General features: G+C 69.0%; 22 protein-coding genes. 5 read left to right on the top strand and 17 right to left on the bottom strand.

The genetic code is table 11. From position 1 onward, the window contains the following. From IF61_RS0113305 to IF61_RS33360, 3 genes are all read right to left on the bottom strand, one after another. A partial coding sequence (locus IF61_RS0113305) for a tetratricopeptide repeat protein (RefSeq protein WP_030366553.1) occupies window positions 1–270 on the bottom strand: 270 nt, incomplete at its 3' end. A gap of 34 nt (window positions 271–304) precedes the next feature. Further along, complete coding sequence (locus IF61_RS0113300) at window positions 305–811, bottom strand: hypothetical protein (RefSeq protein WP_157848603.1); 507 nt, start codon at window positions 809–811, stop codon at window positions 305–307. A 246-nt stretch (window positions 812–1,057) separates the two neighbouring features. Continuing rightward, window positions 1,058–1,549 carry an RICIN domain-containing protein gene (locus IF61_RS33360; RefSeq protein ID WP_078660176.1) on the bottom strand — a complete coding sequence of 164 codons (492 nt, stop codon included), beginning with the start codon at window positions 1,547–1,549 and terminating at the stop codon, window positions 1,058–1,060. A gap of 177 nt (window positions 1,550–1,726) precedes the next feature. Between IF61_RS33360 and IF61_RS0113290 the strand changes: the two genes are divergently transcribed. Then, window positions 1,727–2,017 (top strand): hypothetical protein, encoded by a 291-nt coding sequence (locus tag IF61_RS0113290; protein ID WP_030366550.1) that lies wholly within the window; start codon window positions 1,727–1,729, stop codon window positions 2,015–2,017. A gap of 76 nt (window positions 2,018–2,093) precedes the next feature. Next, entirely contained in the window at window positions 2,094–2,630 is a 537-nt protein-coding gene (locus IF61_RS32300) for a hypothetical protein (RefSeq protein ID WP_245684499.1), read from the top strand. Here IF61_RS32300 and IF61_RS36545 read toward each other — a convergent pair. The 9 genes from IF61_RS36545 to IF61_RS37720 form a co-directional block, all read right to left on the bottom strand. Further along, window positions 2,599–3,801: a barstar family protein gene (locus IF61_RS36545; RefSeq protein WP_211264879.1), complete on the bottom strand. Its 1,203-nt coding sequence runs from the start codon at window positions 3,799–3,801 to the stop codon at window positions 2,599–2,601. The genes IF61_RS32300 and IF61_RS36545 overlap by 32 nt on opposite strands. A 62-nt stretch (window positions 3,802–3,863) precedes the next feature. Beyond that, window positions 3,864–4,211, bottom strand: coding sequence for a hypothetical protein (locus IF61_RS0113270; protein ID WP_030366548.1), 348 nt, complete (start codon window positions 4,209–4,211; stop codon window positions 3,864–3,866). A gap of 51 nt (window positions 4,212–4,262) precedes the next feature. After that, window positions 4,263–4,661 carry an Imm50 family immunity protein gene (locus tag IF61_RS34110; protein ID WP_157848602.1) on the bottom strand — a complete coding sequence of 133 codons (399 nt, stop codon included), beginning with the start codon at window positions 4,659–4,661 and terminating at the stop codon, window positions 4,263–4,265. 16 nt (window positions 4,662–4,677) lie between these two features. Then, on the bottom strand, window positions 4,678–8,946 hold the full coding sequence (locus tag IF61_RS0113265; RefSeq protein ID WP_245684501.1) for an HNH/endonuclease VII fold putative polymorphic toxin: 4,269 nt from the start codon (window positions 8,944–8,946) through the stop codon (window positions 4,678–4,680). Window positions 8,947–8,984: 38 nt separating this feature from the next. Further along, the gene (locus IF61_RS0113260; RefSeq protein WP_043188954.1) at window positions 8,985–9,359 is read right to left on the bottom strand and encodes a WXG100 family type VII secretion target; all 375 of its coding nucleotides are present in this window, start codon (window positions 9,357–9,359) and stop codon (window positions 8,985–8,987) included. 140 nt (window positions 9,360–9,499) lie between these two features. Then, window positions 9,500–10,090, bottom strand: a complete 591-nt coding sequence (locus IF61_RS0113255; RefSeq protein WP_052392668.1) for a hypothetical protein — start codon at window positions 10,088–10,090, stop codon at window positions 9,500–9,502. A 318-nt stretch (window positions 10,091–10,408) separates the two neighbouring features. Further along, on the bottom strand, window positions 10,409–10,708 hold the full coding sequence (locus tag IF61_RS0113250; protein WP_052392672.1) for a hypothetical protein: 300 nt from the start codon (window positions 10,706–10,708) through the stop codon (window positions 10,409–10,411). Window positions 10,709–10,925: 217 nt separating this feature from the next. Then, window positions 10,926–11,231, bottom strand: a complete 306-nt coding sequence (locus IF61_RS0113245) for a DUF6247 family protein (RefSeq protein ID WP_030366543.1) — start codon at window positions 11,229–11,231, stop codon at window positions 10,926–10,928. Continuing rightward, window positions 11,228–11,464: a DUF6255 family natural product biosynthesis protein gene (locus IF61_RS37720; RefSeq protein ID WP_397945212.1), complete on the bottom strand. Its 237-nt coding sequence runs from the start codon at window positions 11,462–11,464 to the stop codon at window positions 11,228–11,230. The genes IF61_RS0113245 and IF61_RS37720 overlap by 4 nt, the downstream gene beginning before the upstream one ends. Window positions 11,465–12,078: 614 nt before the next feature. Here IF61_RS37720 and IF61_RS0113240 point away from each other — a divergent pair. After that, the gene (locus IF61_RS0113240) at window positions 12,079–12,930 is read left to right on the top strand and encodes a helix-turn-helix domain-containing protein (protein WP_030366542.1); all 852 of its coding nucleotides are present in this window, start codon (window positions 12,079–12,081) and stop codon (window positions 12,928–12,930) included. Window positions 12,931–12,940: 10 nt separating this feature from the next. Next, entirely contained in the window at window positions 12,941–13,141 is a 201-nt protein-coding gene (locus tag IF61_RS34105) for a DUF397 domain-containing protein (RefSeq protein WP_078660174.1), read from the top strand. A 130-nt stretch (window positions 13,142–13,271) separates the two neighbouring features. On the opposite strand, the gene IF61_RS36540 is transcribed toward IF61_RS34105, so the two are convergent. The 5 genes from IF61_RS36540 to hrcA all read right to left on the bottom strand — a co-directional run bounded on the left by IF61_RS36540 (window position 13,272) and on the right by hrcA (window position 18,207). Beyond that, the gene (locus tag IF61_RS36540) at window positions 13,272–14,018 is read right to left on the bottom strand and encodes a response regulator transcription factor (protein ID WP_078660173.1); all 747 of its coding nucleotides are present in this window, start codon (window positions 14,016–14,018) and stop codon (window positions 13,272–13,274) included. Window positions 14,019–14,102: 84 nt separating this feature from the next. Beyond that, entirely contained in the window at window positions 14,103–14,855 is a 753-nt protein-coding gene (locus tag IF61_RS0113230; RefSeq protein WP_030366540.1) for a 16S rRNA (uracil(1498)-N(3))-methyltransferase, read from the bottom strand. Then, window positions 14,852–15,955 (bottom strand): nitronate monooxygenase, encoded by a 1,104-nt coding sequence (locus tag IF61_RS0113225; RefSeq protein WP_211264878.1) that lies wholly within the window; start codon window positions 15,953–15,955, stop codon window positions 14,852–14,854. Before IF61_RS0113225 ends, IF61_RS0113230 begins: the two co-directional genes overlap by 4 nt. A gap of 98 nt (window positions 15,956–16,053) precedes the next feature. After that, window positions 16,054–17,190 carry a molecular chaperone DnaJ gene (dnaJ, locus tag IF61_RS0113220; protein ID WP_030366538.1) on the bottom strand — a complete coding sequence of 379 codons (1,137 nt, stop codon included), beginning with the start codon at window positions 17,188–17,190 and terminating at the stop codon, window positions 16,054–16,056. Continuing rightward, a complete protein-coding gene (gene hrcA / locus IF61_RS0113215) occupies window positions 17,191–18,207 on the bottom strand; it encodes a heat-inducible transcriptional repressor HrcA (RefSeq protein ID WP_030366537.1) in 1,017 nt (338 codons plus the stop codon). 185 nt (window positions 18,208–18,392) lie between these two features. Here hrcA and IF61_RS0113210 point away from each other — a divergent pair, with 185 nt between their 5' ends. Then, complete coding sequence (locus IF61_RS0113210) at window positions 18,393–19,136, top strand: MBL fold metallo-hydrolase (RefSeq protein ID WP_030366536.1); 744 nt, start codon at window positions 18,393–18,395, stop codon at window positions 19,134–19,136. Window positions 19,137–19,204 lie beyond the last annotated feature (68 nt).

The raw sequence follows: 19,204 nt of genomic DNA, 5'->3' as shown, positions 1-19,204 counted from the left end.
GGCCGGAGTGGCCGGGGCGGGGGCCGGGGTGGCCGGGGCTTGGGCCGTGGCCGGGGCGGTCACCGGCGGGGCGACGGCGCGGGCGATCAGCGCCTGCGCCTCGGCGTTGCCCGGTTCCCGCTGCAGAGCCGCGGCGACCTGGGATATCGCGTCCTGGACGAGCCCCGCTTCGAGAAGGAGCTGGGCGAGGTGCAGGCGCAGGGGCACGTCGTCGGGCGCGGCGTCGACGGCCGCACGCAGGCTCTTGATGAGCGGGGACTCTTCGGGCATGGACCAAGGGTAAGCGGGGGTGCTGGACGGCTTCCTACTTGGACTGTGGGTGCCCGCCCTGCCAGTGTTTGTCGCCCTTGCCGCCGTTGTTGCCGCTGTTGCCGTTGTTACTGGTGGGCTTGTCGCCGTTGCTGGTGGGCTTGTCGCCGTTGCCGCCGCCGTTCGTGATCCCGCTCCCGGAGCAGTCACCGAGAACGCTCGCGGTGAAGACCGTCTTCCCGTCGACCTTCGCGGTCAGCTTCCCCTGCACACAGGAGTCGTCGTACAGGCCGGTCACCCGCCCGTAGACGATGATCTTCTGGCCGCCGGTGGTGCGGCCGTCGCAGTCGACACCCACGGCGGTGACCGGGCGCGCCCCGCCCTTCTCCGTGACGCCGGGGTCCTCGGCCTTGCCCGTGCAGGTCAGCCACTGAACGGGATAGCCGTCGTGCTCCAGGCGAGCGGTGGCCCGCTTGCCGGCGTTCACGGCGACGACGACCGAGTCCAGCCCGCCGGGCCCTTCCTGACGGCAGCCGGCGAGCCCCACGGCCGCGGCGCCCATGAGCACCACTGCACCAGCTGCACACAGCACCGATCGTCCCCGTAGGCGCCCCAATGCCCGCATACGCGGCAGTTTCCCACTCACCGGGGCCGGGCGGAAGGCCGGACGACTCCAGGGGGAGGCATGCTGACTGGGGAGACGAGTGAGGGGAGCGGGGTGCGCTGCCGGGGCGCGCACAGGAACCGGCAGCGCACGGAGCGGGGCCCGGTGGGGGCTACAGGGAGTGGGGGCTACAGGGAGTGGGGCCTAGCGGAAGACCCATTTCTGGTTGTTCCACCCGTTGCAGGCCCAGAGCTGCACCTTGGCACCGTTGTTGGGGATGGTGTTGAGGTCGCCGTCGAGGCACTGCGAGCGGTAGCCGTTCTGGATGGTGTAGTGGCCGACGGGCTGGTTGGGAACGGGCGTCCAGTACCAGCTCTGGTTGTCCCAGCTGTTGCAACCCCAGAGCTGCACCTTGGCGCCGTTGTTGGGGATCGTGGTCCGGTCTCCGTCGAGGCACTGGTTGCCGAGGTTGTTGGTAAACGCGGGGGTGCGGTAGACGGTGTCGGCGGCGGGTCTGACGGATGACCTGATGCCGGGCAGCTCGGCGCCGGATCTGACGTCGACCACAGCTTTGCCGGCGGCGGGCCCGGTGAGGGGGTGCGGTGCTTGGGCCTGGGCCCCTGCCCCGGTCCCCAGAGTGAACGCGACGGCACCCAGCCCGGCGGCAATGCCGAGTACTGCTCGGGACTTGCGCATAGTCGGCCTCTCTTCTGAGCGAGGGAGTGTGCCAGGGCCATCCGGCCACAAGGGTCATGCAGTGGCCAGGCCGACAGATGAAGTAAACGACCAAATTCCGGACGAACTAAACCGCAGCCGCAGACAGGAGCTGCGGGAGTCGGACCCCCACGTGTCACGCCGATACGATGAGGCATCATGCGCATAGCAATCCCCATCCTGTTCGCAATAGGCGGCCTGGCCACGATCGTCTTCGGCCTGCGTCTCGTTTTCAACATCGGCGGCGCCGCCGACTCACACGCGGCCATAGCCCGCGCGAGATCCGAACGGATCTACCGCCGCCTCACCGGCTCCAACAGCCTGACCATGCCGTCGGTCACCACCAGCAGCCTCACCACGACCAACTTCCGCTTCAGGGGCGTGGGCTTCACCTTCGCGGGCCTCGTGATGCTGGCCCTGAGCACGTTGCTCCTGCTGATTCGCCACTGAAGAAGCGCCGCCCGTGCAGCTTTCATCAGCGTTTCCGCGCGCCCTTGGGGGCGACGTAGAGCGTGTAGTGGCAGTCATGCCAGATGCCACTTTTTCGCCGATGCCGCCCTTCCACGTCAAGGTGGAGGGTGAATCCCTCACCATCCCGTCCCGGATCTACAACGGCGCGCCGCCCGCAGAGTCAGTACGGGCCCTGACGGCAACACAGCAGACGATTCTGCACTGCCTGTACACCCGGCACCACGACGGCAGGGTCCGGCAGGACCACCTCGAACAGATCACGAGGTGCGATAAACCCTGGGTAGTCCCATTCGTCGTCCAGCTCTCCGGCGAATACGTGGTGGAGATCCTGGAGTCGATCTCCCGAGGCCTCCCCGGTCTCACCGTCCCCCACTCGGCCCAGCGCAGGCTCTACGGCGACTTCATCACACAGAACCCTGCGTTCTTCGCCCGCACTCAACGGCGCGCGGTGAGCTACTGGTCCTGCTACTACCGCCGGAAGTACCCGTGGTTCGACGAGTACCCGGGAAGCCCCCTGATGGAAGCGTTCCGGAGCGCCGCGTCAGAACAGTCCGGCCGCGTCACGCCCCGCCATACGCCGCGGGCGTGGTAGCCCTGGGACTGTCTGCCCCCGCAAACTCAATAAAGTCTTCCAACGCAGCTCGTAGCCAGTCGTAGAACGTAGCGAATTCCTGCCGATTCTCCCGTCCGGGCGTGGCGAAGTCATGAACGACCCGCACCGCCCCGCTGTCCAGGTCCCAGCAGGCGACGTCGTCGTTGTCCTCACGCCGTGCGAACGGCAGCAGGCGCCGCTCGGGGAACCGCTCCAGAAGCCCCACGGCCCGCGCCCGCAACGCGTCACCTTCCAGCAGCCACCACGGTTCGAGCCCTACGAGACCGCTCTCGACCGCTCGGAGAAACTCCACAGGGTAGACAAACACGTCAGGAATCTCCCCCGGACCGAGGAGGTCCGCACCCGCCTCGCCGGGCTCGCAAACGAGCAGCACGGTGAACGGAATCCCGACGCCTCGGGGCTTGTGGTGCGGGCTGCGCCAGTGCTCCGCCACCTGCTTCAGCAAAGCGAAGAATGCAGCCCTGTCCTCCGGGCTCGCTGAGAGCAACTGCGCCGAGTTCTCGATCACGACGAGGTACCGGTCGGCAGGCAGCCAGTTGAGATCCCGCAGGCAGTCGGAGAGCGCGTTCCAGTTCCAGCCGAAGTAGTCGGGAAACCTGAACCGCTCCCAGAACTGCTCGAAGATCCCGTCACCGTCGGCCATCGCGGCCCCGTCCAGCCGCGCGACGAACGTCATCCCGGACGACGCAGGCAAGAGGTCGACTTCCCTGGCGATGGTGTCCCGGGAGACCACACGCAGCCACGGCTCCTGAAGGGCCGCAGGAGCAGACGGCACCTGGCCGAACACAACGGTCGGCCCATCGTCGGTATCCAGAACCCGCACATCAAACCGCCTCTGCGGAAAGGCCCGCCCAAGCGCCGCCTCCCAGGACCGAGCCACCGCCCGGGCAATGTCCCCGAGCGCCTCTTCTTCCTCGGCGGTGTCACCGCAGCCGATCTCGTACCCGACCACGAAGCGGTTGAGGAGGGCTTCGATGCTGCGGACGTCACCATTCAGCTGGCGGTACCAGTCGTCAAAGTTCCCGGGCGTGTACGAACGCTTCCGCAACACGCACCCCCGCACCTCGACGAACTCTGGGTTCATCAGGTGAACGAAGGCCAACCACGTGCCCACCGCGCAGTGCTGATTGAAGAAGTCGACGGAGTCCAAGTCGCCTGTGTAACTGTCGACCCAGGACTTGATCTCCGGATACTCATCGGGATTCACGGACATCAATCCGATGGCGGGGAATACAGCACGGAGCTTCCGGGCACCGCCAGCAACCCGATCACCGGAGGGCGTTCCCGATACTCCCAGGTGGACGGTCGGCGAAGCGTCTCCTCAAGCACGTCCCCGGTCAGCCTCTCCCCACCCTGATGCGCCGGCCACTCCTCACCTCGGTACACCTCGACGTACCCGGAGCGCTCCCACCGACCGATGATCTCAGCGAAAACAGGGATAACAGCCGACCACTCGGCTTCGTCTTCGCTATCAGTCCAGTCAGCCAGCACGGACCAGAGAGGCGACATCTCCTTGGCATTAACAAGGACACACTCCTCTTCGACGGAGAGCCAGTCCATGCCACCTTCACCAACGCCATTCATCGAGATCTTCGCATTCGATCAGCCCTTTCAGGACCCTCCCTCACGATCATCAAGATACGCGGAGATGTTCGAGATGAACACGGAATCCGCGGTTGCTTTAATTCGAGCCTGAGCGGACACCAATTCCATTTCGATGGAATTGGTGCGCGTCAAGATGATATCCGCAATCGGGTCAGTCCCAAAACCAGTCAAGGCGACATCACGGACTCCCGACAGGCAAAGCTCGATCTGAACGGTATTGAACCCCTGAGACACCCACTTCCTTGGCGCCCGCTCAGGGTACTCAGAAAGATCGAACCGCACTTTAAGAGTCGGCCCTTCTCGATTCAGAGAAACTTCATGGATATGAACCCCCTGGAGCGGAGGCAGGGATCCCCCATAAATGCTGGTGATTCCGGCTGGGTTCGTCAGTAGCTCAGCCCACATCGATAGATCACCTTCATTAGTACTCATAGTGTTGCGCAGTGCCAGGCACCTTGCCGGTCCGAGGGTTGTCGATCGGTCTCACATTGAGATGACGCTCTTGATCGCCCACTCCCCCCTCCCCGTACTTATGACCGGCCGAGTGATCCTGAATAATGACACGACTACCGTCATTGCGGGTGTATATGTACTCACGCGTCATCACAGGATTCCCATTATCATCCATGATCTGCCGACCAGAACGACCAGTCATGGGCACCATTTGCAGTTCGTCTGGCTGCTGCGACATCGGGATCCCCAAGTCCCGCTTCGCCTCCCGGAATGATGCATTCCTGCTGGGTGAGTACTTGTGTGACTGCTGAACAACCTTGCATCCCTGAGGCGCCAAGCCCAGAGGATCGGCCCAGACATAGGGGTTGACGACATAGCCATAGTGGTTGCCTGCCGGCTCCAAGCCCAATGGGTCCGGAGTCACATAACGATGGGCTTCAACATCGTAGTAGCGGAAAAGGTTGTAGTGCAGGCCCGTTTCCCAGTCCGCGTACTGGCCTGGGAAGCGGAGGGGGCAGTCGATGCCGTCTGACGGTGGGGACGGGAGGCGGGTGCCCCAGAGGGTCGTGCGGTGTTGCCAGGCCAGTTCGCCCGTGGGCGTGATCAGTTCCGTGGGGGTGCCGACCGCGTCCGTGACGATGGCGTGGAAACGGGTGCCGAAGTCCCGTTCGGTGTCGCCCTCTGCGAAATCCGCGATCAGGGATTTGCCCGCCGACCGCACCAGGTGCGTGCGGTCCGTCTGCGTCAGGGGGCGGTGCGTGCCCGGGGCGTAGTCCCAGGTCGTGACCCTGCCGTCGGCTGTCGTCTGCTCCGCCAGCCTCGTGCCGTCCCAGGAGAACAGCGTTTCTTCAGCAGCGGCAGCCTCGCCGTCGCCTGCCACGCGGCTCTTCGATATGCGGCGGCCCAGCGGGTCGTACGCGTACCGCCAGCGCTCCCCCTCCGGCGTCACCGCCTCCCTGAGGCGGTCTTCCGCGTCCCACGTGTACGTCCAGACGCGCGTCTGACCGTTCAGCAGCCGGGCCGTCTTGCTGATCAGGCGGCCCTGCGCGTCGTGCTCGTAGCGCGTTCCGCCCGCCCGGCGGATGAGCGTGCCCTCGAACTCCCGTCGGCCGGCAGCCGCGTGGGCCGGGGCCGTGGCGCTCGTGACGTTGCCGGCTCCGTCGTACGCGTACCGCTCCGTCCAGCCGTGCGCCCGCACCGTCGTGACGCGACCGGACGGGTCCAGGTCGAAGCGGCGCGTACCGGAGGTCAGTTCGCGGATCTCCGTGAGGTAGCCGTCCTCGCGGTACGCGTACTCGCGGTGTTGGAGGAGGCGTTCCGCGCCCTTCACTACCTGGCGCGTCACGCGGTCCGCCGCGTCCCACTCCTGCGTGAGTGTCGCGCCCTCGCCCAGGCGGCGTTCCGTCTCCCGCCCTGCCGCGTCGTAGGTGAACGTCAGCCCGCCCGCCTCGCCGCTGAGCTCCACCGGCCGACCCGCCGCGTCGTACGTCCACTCGGACGCCAGCCCGGACGGCGTCACGCGCCTCACCCGGCGGCCCAGCGCGTCGTAGGCGTAGCTCGCCGTACGCCCGTTCACCGACTCCGTCAGCACCCGGCCGAGCACGTCCCGCTCGTAGACGAGCGACGCGTCGGCGTTCACGGCACCGGCCAGGTTGCCCGCGGCGTCGTAGGAGAACGTCGTCACCGCATCGGCGTCATCGCGCTGCTCCGTGACGCGGCCCAGCGCGTCACGCGTGAAGTGCAAGGACTCGCCCGCACCGTTCGTGCGGGTGGTCAGCCCGCCCGCCGCGTCGTGCACGTACGTCAGCGTGCGGCCGTTGAAGTCCATCTCGGACGTGAGCCGACCCGCCGCGTCATAGGCGTACGACCACACCAACCCCTGCGGGTTCGTCACTCCCGTCAGCCGCAGCTCGGTGTCATACGCGAACGCGTACGTCGTGCCGTCGGGGTCCGTGCGGGACGTGGGGAGGTCGAAGTGTCCGGCCTCGTGACGGGTGGTGTTGCCCGCGGGGTCCGTGTGGGTGACGAGGTTGCCCTCGCCGTCCCACGTCCATGTCTCGCTCGTCCCGTCCGGGTACTCGCGCCGCGACGGCTTGCCCTCCGTCGTCCACGTCGTCCGGGTGGCCCGGCCCAGTGGGTCGACCGCTTCGACGATCCGGCCGAAGGGGTCCCGGACAACCGTCGTCCGGTGGCCCAGGGGGTCGGTGATCTCCACCGGGAGTCCGGCCGCGTCGCAGGTGATGCGGGAGGTGTGGCCGAGGGCGTCGGTCACCGCGGCCAGGCGGCCCTGGTCGTCGTGGGCGTAGTGCGTCTCCGCGCCCGCCGGGTCCGTCGTCGTGAGGAGGTTGCCCCGGTCGTCGTACGTGTGGCGCCACGTCGCGCCGCCCGGCTCCGTGACCTCCACCGGCTTGCGGAACTCGTTGTAGAGCGCCGAACCCTGTGAGCCGTCCGGCAGGGTCACCTGCGCGAGGTTGCCCGCCTCGTCGTACTCGTAACGCGTCGTCCGGCCCAGCGGATCCGTCACCGAAAGGCGGTCCGCACCCCGATCGTCCCACTTGGTCAGCGTCTTGTGGCCGAGCGGGTCAGTCTCCTCCGTGACCAGGGCGTCCGCGTTGTAGCGGTACGTGCGCTCGTGGCCGAGGGAGTCGGTGACCGTAGTCGTGCGGGTCGCGGTGTCGTACGCCAGCGTGCCCGAGAGAAAACCGTCACTCCCCTCCGTACGGACCACGCGACCGGACGCGTCGTACGTGTAGCCGTACGACGTGTCGTTGCGGTCGGTCCAGGAGGTTATTCGGCCCTCGGCGTCGTACGTGAAGCGCAGGGGCTTGCCGCTGGAGTTGGTGACCTCCGTGAGGTTGCCCGCGTCGTCGTAGCCGTAGCGGATGAGGGTCGTGCCGCGGCCGGGGGCGGTCGGGGGCTCGTACGGGGACGGGGGCTCGTCGAGGAGGCGCAGGGCCGTGACGCGGGCGCCCGCCTCGCCGATGACGTCCGTCTCGACGGCCACGTAGGAGCCGCCCGAGTGGCGGATCCCGGTCGGCGTGCCCGTCGCCGTGCGCTCGAAGTCGATGCGCGCGCCGTTGCGGTCCTCCACGCTCTCCAGCGGCAGCTGGAGGATGCCGGGCTCCTCGGTCGGGACCAGGCCGCCGAAGGTGCGGGTGATGCCCGTCTGCGGGTCGGCGATGGTCATCACGCCGCCGGGCGTTCCGTCCCAGGTCAGGGGCCTGCGCGGGCCCTTCACCGGAAGGACCTGCTCGCCGGGCGTCGGCACCGGGTAGACCAGGCGCATACCGTCCGCGGCCGCGTAGACGACGCCGTCGCCGTCGATCTGGACGCGCTCGTCGAAGGTGGACGCCCAGGTCGGGCCGAACCAGGCGCCCGACCGGTACGAGGAGACGTGGGTCCGCTCGACGACCAGCGGCAGCGCGCCGGGGAGGGTCACGTCCGTCGCCGGCAGGAGCATGGCGCCGGTCGCGACGTCGATGGGGTCCAGGGCGCAGTCGATGTTGACGGGGAGGCGGGCGGCCTGGGCGAGTTCGACGTCCATGGGGCGGACGCCCTTGAAGAGGTTGCGGAAACCGCCCGCGGCTCCGGCGTTCTTCGCGAGGCTGCCCATCCCGCCGAACATGCCGCCGTAAAGCATGCCGTCGTTGGCGGCGTTGCCGGCCTCGGTGAAGTTGATGCCGTCCTGCCGCCCCTGCGCGATCCTGATGGGCTGGGCGACGGCCAGGTTGACCGTGACGGACTCCAGGCCGCCGAGGGCCGCCGAGGCCAGCGTCACGCCCGCCACTTCGGCCACGGTCGTGGACACGGCGATGCCGAGCGCTGCACCGGCCTCCACGATCGCGGTCGCGGCGGCTCCGGCGGCGGGAGTGAGGGCACCACCGGTTGCCAAGGCCAGAGTGACGGCAGCGCCCAGGACGACGACGTCCTCAATGATCTTCTCCCAGAGGTCGTCCATCGCCTTATCGATGGCTTCGGCGAGCTTTTCCAGCCCGTCCGCCATCTCCTTGGATGACTCCGCGAGGTCCTGCAGCCAGCCGTCCTTCGGGCCCTTGGCATACCGGTGCCAGAAGACCTCGAAAGCCTCGATCGCCTCACCCTTGTTGTTGTGGATCAGCGACGTGGCCTGGTTGTTGACCGGCGTACGGACCTTCTCTACCTCGCCCGCGAACTTGCGCCACGCCTTGGCGGCCTTACGGAGCTTGTCCGCATCGCCGTCGGGCCAATAGAGGCCCATGTACTCGACGAGGAAGTGCTGGACCTTGTGCTTGACACTCACTTGCCGCTACCGGCCTTACCCGGGTCCCCACCCTTGACGCCGTTCTTCGAGAACATCCCGGCGATCAGCTTGTCGTTCTCGATGTGGCCGTCGGACATGTCCACCATCGCCTCGTGGATGCTCGCGAGGCCGGCAACGAAGATCTTCGTCGCGTGCTCGATCCTCTCGCGGGCGGGCTTGTACGAGTCGCCGAACGTCTTCCCCTGCTCGTCCGCACCCCAAGGCGCACCGAGGCCGTCAAGCGTCGTCGTCAGCTCGGTCAGCGCCTCGCGCAGCTTGCCACTCTGCTCGCTGAACGCCGGAGCCGCGGACTTCAGGTCCGCGGTCTTGATGTCCAAGATCTTGCCGTCGCCGCCCGGGCTGTCGCCCATGCCGCCTCCCCCGCCAGGTCGTACACCAACGCCCAATAATCGCACGTAGGTATGACGGTCTGGCGTCTGACACGTAGTCGGCACGGCAACGGGGTGCGGCTCCGGGCCGCCTCACCCCGTTGCCTGAACAGCCCTCCGGCCTACAGCCGGTTCCACGCCTCCTTGCCCTTCGCGGACGGGATGTGCGCCCGGAACTTGTTCTCCAGGTTCGCTCCCCGCACGACCCCGAACGTGTGGTACGTCAGCCCCCACTCGTCGATGGCCGAGCCGTCGGCGAACATGCACATGGAGTGCAGGTTGTCGCGGCTGACGCGATCCCCTTCCCTGATCCATCCGCCGACGTCGAGCTTGTTCTCGCCGAACTGCGAGGTCCCGCCCAGGTGGGCGCAGTACACCGCGGCCGGGTTGACGCCTCCGGGAATGGGCGGCAGAGCGGGCTTACGGATGTACGCCAGGGCTGCGAGGGTCGGCTTGTCCGCGGCGAGGGTGTCGGACGGAAGGATGATCCGGGTGTTGTCCTTCGCGTTCTGGAACCGGCACAACTCGCGCACCGTGCCCAGCGGGGTGAGGTTGAGCTGGTTGTCGTAGTACGCGCGGTAGTCGGCGGGCGTGCCGCCCTTCTGCAGGCACCATGCCGCGGGCGTGACCGGCTTGGCTGCCGGTGCGGCCCCTGTCTGTGCGGCCCCTGCCTGTGTGGCGGTCAGAAGCGCGGCGCCGGCGGTGAGAGCCATGGCTGCTGCTGTGATCCGTGCTCGCATTACGTCCTCCCGGTGTCCTGGTTGAGTGACGGAACGACAGAACGGCGGAATCCTGGGGTCGGGAGGACCGGCCCGTCAACGCTCGCAAGCGCGAATCGGACGATGTGATTCCGTGTTGGAAGTAGCTTGACTGCGGCGCAGGGGCGAGGGCGGGGGCCGGTCCGGAGGGCGCTCAGTCCATCAGCGGTGGGACCGCTGAGGCGCACGGCCGACACCTTCAGCCCGCTTGTACGCCGCGCAGCCCGCCCGGGCGGTGGATTTCCGCGCCGAGAGGCCCCCGACGCCCACACCTCAGCGGTTCACTTCACCTTCTCCATTGCACGTCGTACACGGCGCTTCGTGCTGCCACCCCTCCTCGTCCTCCCACTCGATCTTTCCGCTCCCCTGGCACGATGAGCACAGCGGCATCGGTCCCGGCACCTCGATCTGGTCGCATACGTCGTATACGGCGTCCTCTTCCAAGAGGACCGCGTTCACCCCTGGCGGCGCGTTCTTGGTGACCTTGATCCGCAGGCGCCCTTCCCACGTCCCGGCAACGACGCCCTCGACCCCGTCGACCCACCCCGAACCGCTCGCTTCGACCCGGATCATGTCGCCATCCCGGACAGCCACTGCCGATCACTCCCATCGCCCCGTTCCCGTCAGGGAACCATGCTGGTGCTCACGGACAGTGGCAAACAACCCTGCCACCGTGGCCGCTCCGGGACCAGCAGGGCGACGTGCACCAGCCTCACCGCCTGCGAGGTCTGTCAGCCGACGGCCTTCGCGACCGCCGGTGACAGACGGACCTGCCACGACTGATTTCCCGTCATTCGCACGCCCCCAGCATCTCGTCCAGGTCCACCCCGTCCTCATCGTCCAGGCCGCTTGCGGTGAAGGCCTCGACGGCCGGTGCGGTGTCGAGGCGCATCTGCCACGTCCGCACGACCTCGTGCAGTGGAGTCAGCATGTAGCTCGTCCGGGAGTCCTCCAGGGCTTTCGCCCAGTCCCGCTCGAACGCCGGCTCCCACTGAGCAGCCCGGCGGTGGGAGCGGATACGGATGAGCAGCTGCGCTGCGGCGGCCGGGGCCGGTGGCTGGGGCAGGGCGGGCACGTGGTCGGGCTGAGCACTCATGCGTGTCCTCCGTACGGGGTCCTGGCGCCACCGTAGCGCCGACGCGCATCCCGTTGCGGCCCCTTGGCAGTGCCTGCGTGCGTGGTGCGCTGAGGCAACTCCGGGATCAGCAGCGCGGCGTAGCCCGTGAAGCGGCGGGTTCCGCAGTGGTCGCACCTTGCCGCGTCGCCCTCCTGCGTCCAGCCGCCCGCGTGTGCGCACCGCGACACGAGGCGGCCCACCGCGACGGTCATCCCGCCGCCCCTTCCCAGAGCCGGTGCGTGTTGCGGAAGTGCCGGCGCAGGGGGCGATGGCGGCGTGCACCGCCTCCTCGCCGCCGACACCCCGGGCTTCGGCCGTCCGCAGCGCGGCGTTCAGCTCTGCGCACGTTTCGCAGCCGGCCAGGGGTGTGGCCGATACTGCGTGCCGTTCGGGTTCGGGCAGCTCCACGATGTGGCCGCCCACGCTCACCCGGAGGCGGCCCCTTTCGTCGCCGCGCAGCCTCAGCCGCAGCGTGTCCCCGGCGGCCGCGGGGGCGCCCACGATGAGCTCGGACGTCAATGTCTCGGCGTCGTCCACCAGTTCCGACATCCGGCGCTCCGCCAGGACGGCCCGCAGTGCGGCCCTCGCGACGACCAGTGCGCTCGGGTCGCGCGGCAGTTCGAGCACGTACGTCCACGGCTGCGTTGCGGATACGGTGACCATGCGCGCCTCCTGGCGAAGAGGGGAGTTGGACCATTCGGGTGGCCTGCGTCACGCCACCGTAGCGCCCGGCATGGAATCCATTCCACGAAAAGTGTGGCCTGGAGGCCATGTGAAACCGGATCGAGCGATGCAGTGCACGCGCGTGCGAGCACAAGGGAGCGCAATGTCCAGCACACCTCTACCGACTGTGCGTCGACGTCGCCTCGGGGCGGAGTTGCGGAGACTTCGCGAGCAGACCGATTTGTCCGCCACACAAGCGGGACAGTTGCTGGGTGCCACCCAGTCGCGCATCAGCAACATCGAAGCCGGTCGTTACGGTGTCAGCGCGGAGAGAGTACGGACGCTGGCCCGGCACTACGACTGCTCGGACCAATCCCTCATCGATGCCCTGGCCGGGATGACAGGCGAACGTAGGCGTGGCTGGTGGGAGGAGTACCGCGATTTCCTGCCAGCCAGTCTGATCGACCTCGCCGAGCTCGAACATCACGCCACTGCGCTGCGCATCTCACAAGTCATCAACGTCCCCGGACTGCTCCAGACCACGGACTACGCCCGCGCTATCTTTCGCGAGGCCGTGCCTCAGCTCTTGATGCACGAAATCGAATACCGGGTCTCACACCGGATCAAGCGACAGGCCGTTCTCCATCGGGAAAGCCCACCGCCCTATACGGCGATCATCCACGAAGCCGCACTGCGCATGCGCTTCGGCGGCGCCGCGATCGCAGACGAACAGCTCGCCCACCTCCTGGACATGAGCGAGCGCGACCACATCACCATCGTGGTCATCCCCTTCGGCGGCAAAGGCTTCCCCACTTCCGGCCAGGGAGTCGACTACCTCTATGGTCCGGTCACCCAGCTGGACACCGTACAGATCGATACGGAGCACGGCGGTGCACTGATCGACAGCGCAGCGAAACTTCAGAAGTACCGGCTCGTGCAGGACCGTATGCAGGAGGCAGCAGTATCGCCTGCGACTTCACGCGACATCATCCACCGCATCGCCAAGGGCAACTGAAGGGAACGCAGTGTCCACGCTCAACTGGCAGAAGTCCTCCTACAGTCAAGAGGCCTCCGCTTGTGTCCATCTGGCTGTGGCACCGTCAGGAGAGGTGCTTGTGCACGAAAGCGACGCCCCCGACGTCATACTCGCCACGACAGCGGCGAGACTCCGCCCCCTCATAACCCGCATAAAAACCCGAACGCTCAGCGCGAGCGCCCCACGCTGAACCCGGCGGCCGCCGGTACCCCCGTATCCGGCGGCCGGCCTCGGTTCTTCCGAGGTCAAGCGTCGCCCACGGCAGGTGCCCCTCACCATAGGAAGATCTTCCTACTCGGGCGGGCGCCCGGTATGCGGGGTCAGGCGACCAGCCCCTCCGCCCGTGCCACCATCACCGTCGTCACCCGGTTGTTCGTGCCGAGCTTGCGGTAGATCCGTTCCAGATGGCGGTTCACCGTGTGCGGGGAGATCGCCAGCCGGCGGGCAATGGCGGCGGCCGTGAGGCCTTCGGCCAAGAGGCCCAGCACCGTCGCCTCCCGCGGCGTCAGGTCGCCCCCCGCAGCGGGAGCGCCCACGCTGCGGAGGCGTTTCATCTCGGCGAGGTGGTGGCCCATGGTCTGGATCACCGGCTGGAGGCGTCTCAGGAAGGCGAGGTCATGGGACAGGAAGTCGCCCCGGCGGCCCAGGAGGGCGACGCACATGCTGCCGTTGTCGTGGGTGAGCGGCACGCCGACCTGCTGGGTGACGCCGAAGTCGCGGCGGGCCTCGCGGTACCAGTTGGTGTTGCGCCAGCCGTCGCAGATGTCGGCGATGTTGACCGGCGCGGTCTCGGTCATCCCGTATTCCAGGAGGGGGTGCTGCTGCCGGATGCGGCGCTGGACCAGGCCGTCGACGACTCGGCTCAGCGGTTCCGGTGCCCAGCCGACGACCGCGCCCGTGCCTTCCGCGACCCGTACGTGCGAGAAGGTCGCCGAGTCGCAGCCCAGTGAGTCCAGCAGTTGCCGGGCCATCACGTGCCAGGCGGCGTCGGCATCCTCGTTCTCCAGAACCGCGACGACGAGATCAAGCATCTGACCGTAGTCCCGTGTGCGGAGTTGTGCTGCCATGGCAGAGCTTGCTCCCCCCTCGTGACCCCCGTCATCCCGTTCCTCAGATCCTCAGAAGTTCCCCCGGTGCCGGAAAACAGTCCGTCAGGACCAGCGTCCCGTGCGCCCCAGCAGCAGCGCCGTGGCCGCCGTGCCCGCCGTGGACGTGCGCAGGACGCTCGCGCCCAGCCGGTACGGCTGCGCCCCGGCCTCGGCGAAGGCCGCGAGCTCCTCGGGGGAGACGCCCCCCTCGGGGCCGACGACGAGGACGATGTCGCCCGTGGCGGGCAGCGGTGCCGTGGCGAGGGCGGCGCTGTGGCCCTCCTCGTGGAGGACGGCGGCGAAGGCCGCGTCCGCGAGGAGCTGAGCGACCTGCCGGGTCGTCATCGGTTCGCTGACCGTGGGGAAGCGCAGGCGGCGCGACTGCTTGCCGGCTTCCCGCGCCGTGGCGCGCCACTTGCCGAGGGACTTCAGGCCGCGGTCGCCCTTCCACTGGGTGATGCAGCGGGCGGCGGCCCAGGGGACGACGGCGTCGACGCCGGTCTCGGTCATCGTCTCGACGGCCACCTCGCCGCGGTCGCCCTTGGGCAGGGCCTGGACGACGGTGATGCGGGGCTCGGGGAGCGGCTCGGAGCGTACGGACGTCACGGTGACGTCCAGGTGGTCCTTGCCCTCGACGGCGGTCACGGTGCCGAACGCGCCCGTGCCCTGACCGTCTGTCAGCCCGATCTCCTCGCCGACCCGCAGGCGGCGGACGGAGACGGCGTGGCGGCCTTCCGGGCCGTCGAGGGGGAAGACCGTACCGGGGAAGACCCCCGTCAGGGCGTCCTCCTCGACCAGGAACACCGGCGCTGTCATGACTTGCTCCCTCGCATATCGCTCAACTTCCCCCGCGCCGCCTCCAGTTCCCCGAGCAGGGCCTGCAGCAGCTCCGCCGCCGGCAGCGGCCTCGCCAGGCGGTGGCCCTGGCCCGCCCACAGGTTCATCGCCTGCGGGTCGCCCGCCGCCGCGGCGGCCTTGCGCAGCCCTGCCGTCAGGTAGTGGACCTGGGGGTAGGCGGCCGGGGCGTACGGGCCGTGTTCCCGGATGAAACGGTTCACCAACCCCCGGGCCGGGCGGCCCGAGAAGGCCCGGGTCAGCTCCGTACCGGCGAACATCGGGTCGGTCAGGGCCTGTTTGTGCAGCCCGTGGGCGCCGGACTCCGGGCAGGCCAGGAACGCGGTGCCGAGCTGCGCGGCGCAGGCGCCGGCGGCGAGGACAGCGGCTATCTGCTCGCCGCGCATCAGCCCGCCGGCGGCGATCACGGGCAGGTCGACGGCGTCCCGGACCTGGGCGAGCAGGGACAGCAGGCCGATGCCCGCGCCGGTGCCGTCGGCGTGCGGGTCGTCGCGGTGGGTGCCCTGGTGGCCGCCGGCCTCGACGCCCTGGGCGCACACGGCGTCCGCGCCGGCGTCGCGGGCGGCCAGCGCCTCGGCGGCCGAGGTCACGGTCACGACGGTGTACGTGCCGGCGGCGCGCAGGGCGGCGACGGCCTCGGCCGACGGGCAGCCGAAAGTGAAGGAGACGACCGGCACGGGGTCGTCGAGGAGGATCGCGAGCTTGGCGTCGTAGGCGTCGTCGCAGCCTTGGTCCCAGTCGCCGAGCGGCGTCTCGTACCAGGCGGACTCGCCGGCGAGCTGCTCGGCGTAGACCTCGACGGCGGCCGGATCGGCGGCGGGGGGCTGCGGCATGAACAGGTTCACACCGAAGGGTGCGGCGGTACGGGCCCGGAGCTGCTTGATCTCCTCGTACATCGCCGCGGGCGTCTTGTAGCCGGCGGCCAGGAAGCCGAGGGCGCCCGCCTCGGAGACCGCGGCCGCGAGGGCGGGCCCGGAGGCACCGCCCGCCATGGGGGCCTGCACGACCGGGTGCCGGCACAGTCCGGCGAGCGCGCGAGCCACCCTGGGTTCGTAAGCCATGCACACATCGTGTCACAGGCGATGACAATCGCCGGACGGGTCCGCTACGGGCCCGTCCGGCGATCGTCTACGAGGGGGTGACAACGAGGTCACGGCGCTCAGCGTCCGTTGAACGCGTCCTTCAGCCGCGAGAACAGCCCTTGCTGCCCCGGCTTGAACTCGCCCATCGGCCGCTCCTCGCCCCGCAGCTTCGCCAGCTGCCGCAGCAGGTCCTCCTGCTGCGGGTCCAGCTTGCCGGGGGTGATCACCTCGACGTGGACGATGAGGTCACCGCGGCCGCCGCCGCGCAGGTGCGTGACACCGCGCTGGTGCAGCGGGATCGACTGGCCCGACTGCGTGCCGGGCCGGATGTCGATCTCCTCGATGCCGTCCAGGGTCTCCAGCGGCACCTTGGTGCCGAGGGCCGCGGCCGTCATCGGGATGGTGACCGTGCAGTGCAGGTCGTCGCCGCGGCGCTGGAAGACCGTGTGCGGCTTCTCGTGGATCTCCACGTAGAGGTCGCCGGCGGGGCCGCCGCCGGGGCCGACCTCGCCCTCGCCCGCGAGCTGGATCCGGGTGCCGTTGTCGACACCGGCCGGGATCTTGACGGTCAGGGTGCGCCGCGAGCGGACGCGGCCGTCACCGGCGCACTCCGGGCAGGGGGTCGGCACGACCGTGCCGAAGCCCTGGCACTGCGGGCACGGCCGGGACGTCATGACCTGGCCGAGGAAGGAGCGGGTGACCTGCGAGACCTCACCGCGGCCGCGGCACATGTCGCACGTCTGGGCGGAGGTGCCCGGGGCCGCGCCCTCGCCGCTGCACGTGGTGCAGACGACGGCGGTGTCGACCTGGATCTCCTTGGTGGTCCCGAACGTGGCCTCGTCGAGGGTCACTTCGAGACGGATCATGGCGTCCTGGCCGCGCCGCGTGCGCGAGCGCGGGCCACGCTGCGACGCCTGCCCGAAGAAGGCGTCCATGATGTCGGAGAAATTGCCGAAGCCCGCGCCGAAGCCGCCGGCCCCGCCACCGCCGCCGGACGCCGAGAGCGGGTCGCCGCCGAGGTCGTAGACCTGCTTCTTCTGCGGGTCCGAGAGCACCTCGTAAGCGGCGTTGATCTCCTTGAACCGCTCCTGCGTCTTCGGGTCCGGATTCACGTCCGGGTGCAGCTCGCGGGCGAGGCGGCGGAAGGCCTTCTTGATCTCGTCCTGCCCGGCGTCGCGCCGTACGCCCAGGACCGCGTAGTAGTCCGTGGCCACTTACGACTCCGCCAGGATCTGTCCGACGTAACGTGCCACTGCGCGTACCGCTCCCATCGTTCCGGGGTAGTCCATGCGGGTCGGTCCGACCACGCCGAGTTTGGCGACTGCCTCGTCGCCCGAACCGTAGCCGACGGCGACGACCGATGTGGAGTTGAGTCCCTCGTGAGCGTTCTCATGGCCGATGCGCACCGTCATCCCGGAGTCCTTGGCCTCGCCCAGCAGCTTCAGCAGCACGACCTGCTCCTCCAGCGCCTCCAGCACGGGCCGGATGGTCAGGGGGAAGTCGTGCCCGAAACGGGTGAGGTTCGCGGTGCCGCCGATCATAAGCCGCTCCTCGGTCTCCTCGACGAGCGTCTCCAGCAGGGTGGCGAGCACCGTAGAAACGGTTCCGCGGTCCTCCTGCTCGAAGGATTCGGCGAGATCCGAGACCAGCTGCGGCACGTCCGTGAACCGGCGGCCCACGACACGGCTGTTGAGCCGGGCGCGGAGGTCCGCCAGCGAGGTCTCCCCGATCGGGGCCGGGCAGTCGATCATGCGCTGTTCGACGCGCCCGGTGTCAGTGATCAGGACGAGCATGACGCGGGCCGGCGCGAGCGAGAGCAGTTCCACGTGGCGCACCGTCGACCTGGTCAGCGACGGGTACTGCACCACGGCGACCTGCCGGGTCAGCTGCGCCAGCAGGCGGACCGTGCGGCCCACGACGTCGTCCAGATCGACGGCGCCGTCCAGGAAGTTCTGGATGGCGCGCCGCTCCGGCGTCGACAGGGGCTTGACGCCCGCGAGGCGGTCGACGAAGAGCCGGTAGCCCTTGTCGGTCGGGATGCGGCCGGCGCTGGTGTGCGGCTGGGCGATGAAGCCCTCCTCCTCCAGCGCGGCCATGTCGTTGCGCACCGTGGCCGGGGACACGCCCAGCCGGTGCCGCTCGGTGAGGGCCTTGGAGCCGACCGGCTCCTCGGTGCCCACATAGTCCTGGACGATGGCGCGCAACACCTCGAGCCTGCGTTCGCTCAGCATCGCGCGCACCTCCAAGTCCAGACCGTCTTACGGGGCCGATCCTGGCACTCAGTGGTGGCGAGTGCCAAAGCCCTCCAGCCAGTGTACGGCCGTGCACCACAGCCAGGGCAAGAGCCGTCCGCGCCGCGCGCCCGCCGTGGACGGCCGGACGGGCAACCGTACCGCGCTCCCGCTAGCGTCCTGGTATGGACAGCGGTCAGCAAGGCCAGGGGGCGGAAGCGCGGTGGGAACGGCTCGCGCCGGGCGTCGCACGCCGCCGAATGCCTACGTGGGACGCCACAGTGGGGGTGATCGTGGGCAGTACGGGTGTGCTGCTCGTGGACACCGGGGCGACGGTTGCGGAAGGGGCGGAGCTCGGGCACGAGGTGCGGGAGCTGTTCGGCCGGAGCGTGACGCATATCGCTCTTACGCACCCCCACTTCGACCACGTATTCGGCACGGCCGCGTTCCCGGGCGCGGAGGTGTACGGGGCCGTGGGCGCCGCCGAGCTGATGCGGCGCGAGCGCGAGGAGCTCCGCCTGGACGCGGAGCGGTACGGGCTCGCGCCCGGGGCCGCGGCGGAGGCCGCCGAGCGCCTCGTCGTACCCCGGCACCCGGTCAGCGGGGAGCTGACGCTGGACCTGGGCGGTGGACGGCAGGCCCTCCTCGCCAACCTCGGGCCCGCCCACACCGCGCACGACCTGGCGGTCTTCGTCGCGGGCCGCGGCGGCGCGCCCGAGGTCGTCTTCTGCGGGGACGTCGTCGAGGAGTCCGGCGAGCCACAGGCCGGCCCGGACGCCCTGCCCCGGCGGTGGCCCGCGGCCCTCGACCGGCTGCTGGATCTCGGCGGCGAGGACGCGGTGTACGTGCCGGGGCACGGAGCGGCGGTGGACGCGGGATTCGTACGGGCGCAGCGGGACGCCTTGGCGGCGCGCTTCGGTGTGTCGTGATCGTGATCCACAATGGCGCGCATGCGCAGCAGACAGTACGGACCCGACCTCACCCCGCCGTGGCTGCA

It is taken from the genome of Streptomyces roseoverticillatus (genome assembly GCF_000719265.1).
Taxonomy (GTDB): Bacteria; Actinomycetota; Actinomycetes; order Streptomycetales; family Streptomycetaceae; genus Streptomyces; species Streptomyces roseoverticillatus.
This window is presented reverse-complemented; position numbering and strand designations above follow the sequence as displayed.